Annotated in this window: 3 protein-coding genes; all 3 read left to right on the forward strand. The window is 63.9% G+C overall.

Annotated elements, in window-relative coordinates; all coding sequences use genetic code 11:
* On the forward strand, nt 1-414 hold a 414-nt coding region (locus AC1DT2_RS21975), incomplete at its 5' end, for a flagellar hook-basal body complex protein (RefSeq protein ID WP_477298731.1).
* 67 nt (nt 415-481) lie between these two features.
* Nucleotides 482-1222, forward strand: coding sequence for a flagellar basal-body rod protein FlgF (gene flgF / locus AC1DT2_RS21980; protein WP_477298732.1), 741 nt, complete (start codon nt 482-484; stop codon nt 1220-1222).
* Nucleotides 1223-1284: 62 nt separating this feature from the next.
* Nucleotides 1285-1979: flagellar basal-body rod protein FlgG (gene flgG, locus AC1DT2_RS21985; protein ID WP_477298733.1), on the forward strand; the 695-nt coding region annotated here is incomplete at its 3' end.

Below are 1979 nucleotides of genomic sequence, written 5' to 3' on the forward strand. Positions count from 1 at the left end.
CAGTTCGGTGACTCCTCGTCGACCACGGCGGTGTCGAACGACGGCTATGCCGCCGGCACGTTCTCGAACATCGACGTTGCCAAGGACGGAACGGTTTCGGCGAAGTACTCCAATAACGTGAGCGTGCCGCTCGGCCAGCTCGCCATCGCCACCTTCGCTAACAACCAGGGTCTTCGCCAGCTCAACGACACCAACTGGGCGGCGTCCTCGGACTCGGGCCAGGCGATCCAGGGCGTGGCGAACTCCGGCGATGTCGGCAGCGTGCAGTCGGGTTCGCTCGAGGCGTCGAACACGGCCGACCTGACCGCGCAGCTGGTCAACATGATCAAGGCGCAGCGCAACTACCAGGCGAACGCGCAGGTCATCTCGACCGACAACACGCTCACCCAGACGATCATCAACATCCGCAACTAAGCGTGACAGCTGGCGCGGTCTCCGGGCCGCGCCAGTACGTTTCCGCCATCGAACCAGGGATTCCGCCATGGACCGCTCCGTATATGTCGCGATGACCGGCGCCACGCAGATCATGCGCGCGCAGGACGAAGTGGCACACAACCTGGCCAACGCCAACACCACCGGCTTCAAGTCGGAGTTGTCGGCGTTCCAGAGCCTGCCGGTCCAGGGCGACGGCATGCAGACGCGCATCAACGGCGTGGCCCAGGGCACGGGTTGGGATACGACCCCCGGCGCGCAGATGCAGACCGGCAACGATCTTGATATCTCGGTGCAGGGTGACGGCTGGATTGCGGTGCAGGGTGCGGATGGCAATGAGGGCTATACCCGTGCCGGCAACCTGCGCATCAACGCCGACGGTTTGTTGACGGATGCACGGGGCAATGCCGTCATGGGCGGCGGCGGTCCGATCACCATCCCACAGGCTTCCAGTGTAAAGATCGGCACCGACGGCACGATTTCCGTCGTTCCCCTTGGTGAATCGCCGTCCACCATCGCCACCACCGACCGCATCAAGCTCGTGAACCCCGGCAACGACCAGCTGACCTACGGCAGCGACAGCCTCATGCACATGAAAGACGGCAGCACGCCCCAGGCGGACGCCGATGTGCGGGTGGTCTCCGGCACGATCGAATCGAGCAACGTCAACCCTTCCGATGTCCTCGTGAAGATGATTTCCCTGTCCCGCGAGTTCGAAATGCAGGTCCGTTCCATCAAGACTGCCGACGACAACGCCCAGTCGGCATCGAAATTGCTACAGGTGGGTTAACCACCGCCACGCGACGCATTTCCGTCGCTGGCATGTAAAGCGCCCAAGCGCAGGAGTCAACGATGTTCTCGTCCCTCTGGATCGCCAAGACCGGCCTCGATGCGCAGCAGACGCGCATGGACGTGGTCTCGAACAACCTGGCCAATACGAACACCACGGGCTTCAAGCGCGCCCGCGCCGAGTTCGAGGATCTGACTTATCAGAACCGCGGCCAGGCCGGTGCACAGACGACGGAGCAGACCCAGTCGCCCACCGGCTTCATGATGGGTACCGGCGTGCGTGTCGTCGGCACCCAGAAGATGTTCGACCAGGGCGGCTCACAGCAGACCGACAACCCACTCGACGTACGCATCGACGGTCGTGGCTTCCTGCAGGTGACCCTGCCGGACGGCACGGTCGGCTATTCGCGTGATGGCTCGCTCAAGCGCGACCAGGATGGCCAGATCACGACCAACGACGGTTACCCGCTCGAGCCTTCCATCACCATCCCCGCCAATGCCAGCACGGTGACCATCGGCAAGGACGGTACGGTGAGCGTCACCACCGCCGCCAACGCGGCGTCGCAGCAGATCGGCACGATCCAGCTCGCCGACTTCGTCAATCCCGCCGGCTTGCAGCCGCGCGGCGACAACCTTTACCTGGAGACCGCTTCCAGCGGCGCTCCGCAGACGGGCACCGCCGGCCTCAATGGCCTCGGCACCCTCGACCAGAATGCCCTCGAAGCGTCCAACGTGAACGTCGTCGAGGAAATGGTGAA

The organism is Luteibacter sp. P4_E6 (assembly GCF_056401535.1).